At 29.5% G+C, this 7,246-nt stretch carries 8 protein-coding genes and 1 pseudogene; all 9 read left to right on the forward strand.

The features are described 5' to 3' along the window. The first annotated feature begins 277 nt into the window (after positions 1 to 277). Complete coding sequence (locus F7B34_RS03480; RefSeq protein WP_292460405.1) at positions 278 to 802, forward strand: hypothetical protein; 525 nt, start codon at positions 278 to 280, stop codon at positions 800 to 802. After that, positions 799 to 2,535, forward strand: coding sequence for a hypothetical protein (locus tag F7B34_RS03485; protein WP_292460406.1), 1,737 nt, complete (start codon positions 799 to 801; stop codon positions 2,533 to 2,535). The genes F7B34_RS03480 and F7B34_RS03485 overlap by 4 nt, the downstream gene beginning before the upstream one ends. A gap of 47 nt (positions 2,536 to 2,582) precedes the next feature. Then, the gene (locus F7B34_RS03490) at positions 2,583 to 3,224 is read left to right on the forward strand and encodes a chromosome assembly protein (protein WP_292460407.1); all 642 of its coding nucleotides are present in this window, start codon (positions 2,583 to 2,585) and stop codon (positions 3,222 to 3,224) included. A 96-nt stretch (positions 3,225 to 3,320) separates the two neighbouring features. Continuing rightward, positions 3,321 to 4,355, forward strand: a complete 1,035-nt coding sequence (locus tag F7B34_RS03495; RefSeq protein WP_292460408.1) for an ATP-binding protein — start codon at positions 3,321 to 3,323, stop codon at positions 4,353 to 4,355. Positions 4,356 to 4,479: 124 nt separating this feature from the next. Next, entirely contained in the window at positions 4,480 to 5,115 is a 636-nt protein-coding gene (locus tag F7B34_RS03500) for a hypothetical protein (protein WP_292460409.1), read from the forward strand. A gap of 76 nt (positions 5,116 to 5,191) precedes the next feature. Continuing rightward, positions 5,192 to 6,409 carry a 26S protease regulatory subunit gene (locus F7B34_RS03505; RefSeq protein ID WP_367116339.1) on the forward strand — a complete coding sequence of 406 codons (1,218 nt, stop codon included), beginning with the start codon at positions 5,192 to 5,194 and terminating at the stop codon, positions 6,407 to 6,409. A 65-nt stretch (positions 6,410 to 6,474) separates the two neighbouring features. Further along, entirely contained in the window at positions 6,475 to 6,636 is a 162-nt protein-coding gene (locus tag F7B34_RS03510) for a hypothetical protein (protein ID WP_292460411.1), read from the forward strand. After that, the gene (locus F7B34_RS03515; RefSeq protein ID WP_292460412.1) at positions 6,597 to 6,998 is read left to right on the forward strand and encodes a WD40 repeat domain-containing protein; all 402 of its coding nucleotides are present in this window, start codon (positions 6,597 to 6,599) and stop codon (positions 6,996 to 6,998) included. The genes F7B34_RS03510 and F7B34_RS03515 overlap by 40 nt, the downstream gene beginning before the upstream one ends. Continuing rightward, positions 6,986 to 7,246, forward strand: a pseudogene (locus F7B34_RS03520) (serine/threonine protein kinase); the annotation flags it as partial. The gene F7B34_RS03515 and the pseudogene F7B34_RS03520, both read left to right, overlap by 13 nt.

Consider the following 7,246-nt stretch of genomic DNA (forward strand, 5'->3'; position numbering starts at 1 on the left):
TTAAAGAAGTTTTATGAATAAGTATTGGATTAATATCAAAGGTTATATTCGTAAAAAAGTATTCTTTTAGCATTATATAACCTCATCACCAGAGATTATCCTTATATGAAAGTCTTAGAGGTTAGAGTGTAATATGACCAACACTATTATGTATTATATGTACTTGAAATGTTGGTAATATATTATATCCATTTATCCAAAATGGATAAAATTAAAATTATTACAAAAAACCAAAAATCATATATAATCTAAAAATCAAATTGTATTTTGTGATATTATGAGCAATTTAATAGTGGTAGATTATGACAAAGATGCTGAGAGAAAGAGAATTGACTACCTAATCGAAAGATGGTCAAATAAGGGAAATATAGAGAAAATAAGAAAGATGGCAATAATTGCAGATATAGACAACATAGATGATTTTGTAGAAGATATTATGTCCCGTTTGGAAGGAAATCCAGAAGAGAAGGTAAGAATCTACGAAATCAAAGAATTAAAAAAAACAATATCTTCAAAAAAAACTACACTAAACTATGAGATTACAGATAAAAAAGAGGTGATAGAGAGTTTTTTAAAATATCTTATGATAAAACTCGGTGCAAGCTACGAATGTTCTATAAACAACACAAAAAAATACGAAGTATATACAAAAAAAGGGAATTGTTCCATTTCAATCAAATTAAAAGAAAATAATGAAAAACTAATAATAAACTTTGAAATTGAAGGCTATGGTGAAAGTGTCGATTTAATAAAAAATAGAATTGATAACGATATGAAATTGTTTATTGAGGGGATATTATGAGTTTGTTTTCAGAGGGGAATTATGAACAATTGGAAAAACTAAAACAGAAAGCAAACAGGGTATTAAGTGATGGATACGATATAATATATGAACCTTATGAAAAAAGGGTGGATTTGTGGAATAGGATAAAAGAAAACTATGAAAAATACAAAGATGGAGAATGTGGAACATTCTCAAAAGATATTGACAACAGCACAAGAAGAGACTTTGAATGGGCATTGGCAACACTTGCATTTAGTTTTTATCACAATAACGAACAATTCCCAGCAATTAAAAGATATAGTTTTAAGGAGCTCCAACTTGTAGAATATATTTTAAAGTATAATGTGTTTGAAATCTGGACAGCAGAAGACATTTTAAGGGAAATAAGCAAAGCAAATAGAGACGGCACAGATAAGACGCTAAATCTCCTTAAAGAGTATTACAACAACATAGGAAAAAAAGTCGATGAGATAATAAAAGACCACACAATAAAACTTCCAATAAGGGATTATGCAAAAACCAAATGGGAAGAATACAAAAATAAAATGGATGAAGCTATATTCAGAGCAATGAAAGAAATAGACTGGTTTAGTGATTTTATAACCGGCATTGATAATAAAATTAACGAACTTGAAAATGAAATTTACGAGCTCCGTGATTTTGTAAGAACCGAAAAAAGAAGGTTAAGAGAGGAATTTAAAAAGGAAAACGAAATAGGGCTCTCAAAAATTGAGGAAATGAGGGAAGAGCTAAAAAGAAGATTTGAGGGGGAAAAAGAAAAGATAAGAATGGAAATTGAAATGGAGAAAAATAGAGAACTAAAAGAAAAACTAAACAGAGAAATTGAATATATCGAAGATAATTACAGAGACCTTATTGATGAGTTAAATGAGAAAATAAAATCCTTGGAATCAGAAAAAACAAATTTAAAAGAGAAAAATGAGAAATTAACTGACCTTTTAAAAAGGATAAGGGATGCTAAAAAAGAGGGTTCAAGATTTGTAAGAACAGAAAACGCATTATCCTATGAGGAATGGTTTATTGGACGATTGGATAAAAAATTAGATGAAATGAAGAAAACGGGTGTGAATGTAGAAAATAAGACTTTTAAAGTAATATCCATTGAAGAGGTATTTAATCCAAACAATTCAGTGGAACTTCCTAAAAATAAACAGATAAAGGCGGTATTAAAGGAGAAAAAACTTAATCCGTTTGGTAAAAAGATGGAGGCAATGTTAAAGGGGATGTTCTTAGCAAACATTGACAATTACAAAAAAATGGGCTTTGATGTTTATCCAGTATCATTGGGTAAAATAATTGAGGTGGTGGAGAATGTGAAAGATGGCAGTTTTGATAAAATTGTATTGTTAATTGCCTCACCAACGGGTTTTGAGGATGGAGTAATTAAATTTGTTAATTCTGATGACTTTAAAATGAGATATTTATCCAAAAAGATAGCTCTTGCCCTTCTTGATGTTGAAACTGGGAATTTATACTATAATGAAGTGGATGAGTATGCTAAGGCATTTGCACCATTGATGAGCTTAGAATTTGATAAAGAGAAGGTTGAAAGATTGAAAAAGTATATTGATGAGAATATAATTATAAAAGGGTATATTACGCTGGAAGAGGCTATTAATGAAGTAGGGGACGAGAGAGTAGCAAAAAAAGTATTTTATGAGTATGAATCCTCTGGAAAGGGGGAAACCAAACATATTAAAGAAGTTGGCTTTGTTCTTGTTAAAAAATAATTGGAAATATTATGAAAATAAAAGAAGAAATAAAATAGGTGATAACAATGAGTTTATGGAATAAAATAAAAGGGAAATTCCAAAAAAATCCAATAGAAAAATTAACAATAAGGGATTTAGAGGGAGAAAAAATTAGATTAAAAAGTAAATTGGATAGGGTGAAAAAAGATATAAAATCATTGGATAAACAAAAGAAGCAATTATTTAAGGAAGGTATTGGAGCTGATAAACTAACTAAAAAAATGCTTGCACAGGACATAAAAAGCATTGAAATGGAAATGAGATTAAAGTATAAATCCTTCCAAACTTATCAGAAACAGTTTAATTTTGTAAATAATTTAGTAATCGTTAAAAAATACGAAAAAGAATTGAAAAATATAGGAATGTGGAGTAAGATTAACAGCATACAACCGGAGCTCTTGGAGTCAAAATTAAGTGATATAATACTTGATGGTAAGGAGTTTGACCAAACTGTTGAGGGGTTGAATAAGGTCTTTGAAATGAGAATTGATGAGTTTGATGAGGAAGTTGATAGTGCAGAGAAAAAACTATTTGATGCATGGGGGCAGGCTGAAAGTGGTAGTATGGAGGCAGATGAGATTGTGAGCAATTTGAATTTGGATGCTGATGGGGAGGAAGAAGAGGACGATGAAGAATTATTTAAGAGATTAGAGAAGGAGAATCAATAATAATTTAATTTTTATTTTTTTAAACCAGATTATTCAAATATTGTTATTTATGACTAAATCTATAAAACTGGTTTTAATTAAAAAACGGTGAAAATTATGAAATTCTACAATAGAGAGAAAGAATTAAACTATCTAAAAACCTACTGCCAATTAGAACCAAATTCTATATTATTCGTTTATGGTCCAAAATCATCAGGAAAATCAACAGTTATGTTAAAAGTTATAGAAGAACTAAATAAAAGAGATGATATTATTTTCTTTTATTATGATTTAAGGGAGTATGCGACACCAACAAAGGATGAGTTTTTAAATATTTTTTTCGAGAAGGGGGATAAAAAATACCTATTAAACAAATTAGAAATTAACTTAAAAATATTTAAATTTGGAATTGAGGAAAATTTTGATTTTAACAATCTCTCTCTAAATGAGGTTTTTACCAAAATAAAAGAAAGTATTAAAGAGGCTGTCAAAGAAGGTAAAAAACCAATTTTAATAATTGATGAATTGCAGAAGTTAAAAAATATCTACTTCAATCATGGAGGGGAAGAAGGAAAATCTCTACTAAATGAGTTATTCAATCTATTTGTTCATTTAACAAAAGTTAGACACCTCTGCCATGTAATTTGTCTAACATCTGATACATTGTTTATTGAAGAAGTATATAGCAATTCCACATTGGAAAACACATCCGAATATTACCTAATCAACTGGTTAAGAAAAGGGTGCGTAAGGGATATTCTAAAAGAAGAAGGATTTACAGAAGAGGAAATAAATTATGCTATAAATTATATTTCCCTACCTTATGAAATAGCATTATTGGTAAACAATAAAAAACTGGGTTTATCTGTGGAAGAGACCATAAAACAGTGGATAAATATAGAAAAGAATAAATTATTATATCTAATTGCAAATGTTCCCGATGAATTAAACGAAAATAAGATAAATGAAATTTTAGGCAAATTTAAAAACGATATTAAAGTTAAATATGAAGACATTATTAAAAAAGAAACTATAAATGAGTTCAAATTTTTAGTTGAAAATGAAATACTGTTTTATGATGTAATAAACGGTATAATTAAACCTACTTCCGTCAAAAAATGGTATTCTATTAAAGAACTATTGAAGAATTGAGTGGGCAATAAAACCCATCTAAAACCAACTCAATCAATTGAATTAAATAATATAACAGAGCTCCTACAATAACCTAACTTCTACAATCATCATAATCATAATTTCATACATTGAGGTGATAAAAATGTTAAGTAAATTAAAAGGATTATTCTCCAAAAATAAAAATCCATTAGACATGCCACTAAATAAACTAAACGAATCAAAAATAAAATTGGATATTCAAGTTAAAAAATTAGAAGATGAGCTCTCAAAAATAGATGACCAAATCACAATGTTATTTAATAAGGCAAAGAGCTCTAAAAGTAAAAGTGAAGAATTGACAATTGCTACAAAAATAAAAACTCTCAGTCAAAGAAAAAAGCAATTACAAAATGTCCATGGCTTATTAAATAAACAGATGAGATTCGTAGATAATCTTTTAGTAATAAAAGAAAATGAGCAGATTTTAAAATCTACGCCGTTATGGAATATATTAAACAGTATGTCGCCACAGGAGTTGGAAAATCACTTAATAAACATGAAAATAAACAGTGAAAATATTATCGGAACACTAAATAACGCTCTCGGTATCACCGATGACATGCTGAGCTCGGCATCAGAAGAACATGATGAGGATATTGCTGATATTTTAAATACAATACATGCAGTTAAAGAGGGGGAATTGGATATTGACGATGCAAAGGAAATAATATCCGAGGAAAAGGAGAAGGAAGAAGAAGACGATTTTGAAAAGGAATTAAAGAAAATATTAGAAGAATAATACGTTTTTATTTATTATTTTTAATTATTTTAAATTAATTATTTTTAATATTTATATTTAGAGTGGAGGGATGGTTATGGAAATAGACCTTTCAGGTCCATTAATGAGTCAATTTAAAAGAGCTAAAAAAGAATATGAAATAGCAAAGGAGAAAAAGAACGAAAGTATTGCTAGAAAAAAGGCATTAGAATGTGCCAAATTATTGAGACAAATAGCAAAATATGATGGATACAATGAAAAAAGCTATTTAGAAAAGGCAAAAAAATGGGAAATGGTAGCAAACAACATAGAAGAAGCAGTTAATCCATCAAAAGCTAATAAACCCAAATCTACAAAAAAACCATCATCAAATAAACAGAGCTCACCAAACACCACGGAGGATGGGGCAGAGGATGAAATTGATAAGTTTAAAAATTTTGTGAAAAATAATTTAATACAAAAATCCACTATGAAGTGGGATGATATAGGGGGATTGGAGGAAGTAAAACAACTTATGATGGAAACCATAGTAATTTCAGCACTTCAAAAACCTGCATCAATACAACCATGGAAAGGAATTTTATTATTTGGACCGCCGGGAACAGGTAAAACGCTATTAGCTTCTGCATGTGCTGGAAGTTTGGAGGCAACATTTTTCAATGTTAAAGCATCATCCGTATCAAGTAAATACTACGGCGAATCTTCAAAAATTGTAAGTGCATTATATGATGTTGCTAGGGAAATGCATCCAAGTATTGTATTTATTGATGAAATCGATGCCCTAACAACAAAAAGAAGTGATGGGGTTAGTGAGGCATCAAGGAGGATGTTATCAACCTTATTAACTGAATTGGATGGTTTTCAAGATAAGGGGAGCGATAGGTTAATATTAACACTTTCTGCAACAAATACACCATGGGATTTAGATGAGGCCGTGCTTTCAAGGTTTTCAAGGAGAATTTATATTCCTTTACCTGATAAGGATGCCACAAAGGAAATTATTAAAATTAACACAAAAGGGGTTAAATTAGATGTTAATTTAGATGATATTGCCAATAAGTGTGTGGAGAGATTATATTCTGGTAGGGATTTAAAAAATCTCTGTCAGGATGCTATTTGGAACATGATTAGGGATGTAAATAAGGATTTATATAAAATGGCTAATTTGTCCTATAAGGAGTTGAAGAGGAGGAAGTTAAAAGTTAGGGCATTAACTGATGATGATTTTGAAGAGGCATTTAAGAAAATAAAGAGTCCTTTAACTAAATCGGAGATTGAGAAGTATGAGAAATGGGGGGAGGAATTTGGGGGGTAATTTAAATATTTCGATTTAAATATTTTTTAAAAGTTTTATTTTTAAAAATTTTAGGAGGTAAGATTTTGAAGTTGAAAAATTTAATAATTGGATTGTTGTTAATTGGAATTTTTGTAAATGTTGGCGTAGTTTTTGCAGGGGATAGTATAGATATCAATCCTGAGTGGAAATATAAACTGGAGGTTATGTGGGGTCAGTCCATATTACATCTGATGGGAAGTATATAGTTGCTGGAAGTGGGTATGATTGTAAGAGTCAGAGTCATAATGGCAGTATTTGTCTTTTCAATACTAATGGAGATTTGTTGTGGAAGTACGATATAATAGAGGGTTGGATTGATTCTATCTCCATAACTCCTGATGGGAAGTATATAGTTGCAGGAGGTAATAATGGTTATGTTTATTTATTTAATAATAAAAAAATTTTAAACAATAATATTCAAAACGATGAATTGGCAAAAAATAACAAAGAGATAGCAGAAGAAAAACTAAACGAACAACAATCAGCAAATTCAAATAGCTATATTGAAAATAAAGACAATTTGGAAAAACAGAATAATCTCATAACCTTGGAGGAATGGGATTATTAATAATTTTCCTAATTTTAGGAATAGTCATAGCAACTAAAAAATTCAAATCCAAACCCGAAGAAATTAAAACAAAGGAAATAAAAACAACACCTAAAACAGAACCAATAATCAATATTCCAGACTTCCCAAAAGAACTGTTAAATAAATACATCCCCCTACAAAAACTAGGAGAAGGAGGATTTGGAAAGGTATTCAAAGTTAAAAGAAAGGGTGGAACACAACCATTAGCATTAAAAGTTCCTAACTTA

The sequence above is a fragment of the Methanothermococcus sp. genome, from assembly GCF_015523155.1.
Lineage (GTDB): Archaea > AGJL01 > Methanococci > Methanococcales > Methanococcaceae > Methanofervidicoccus.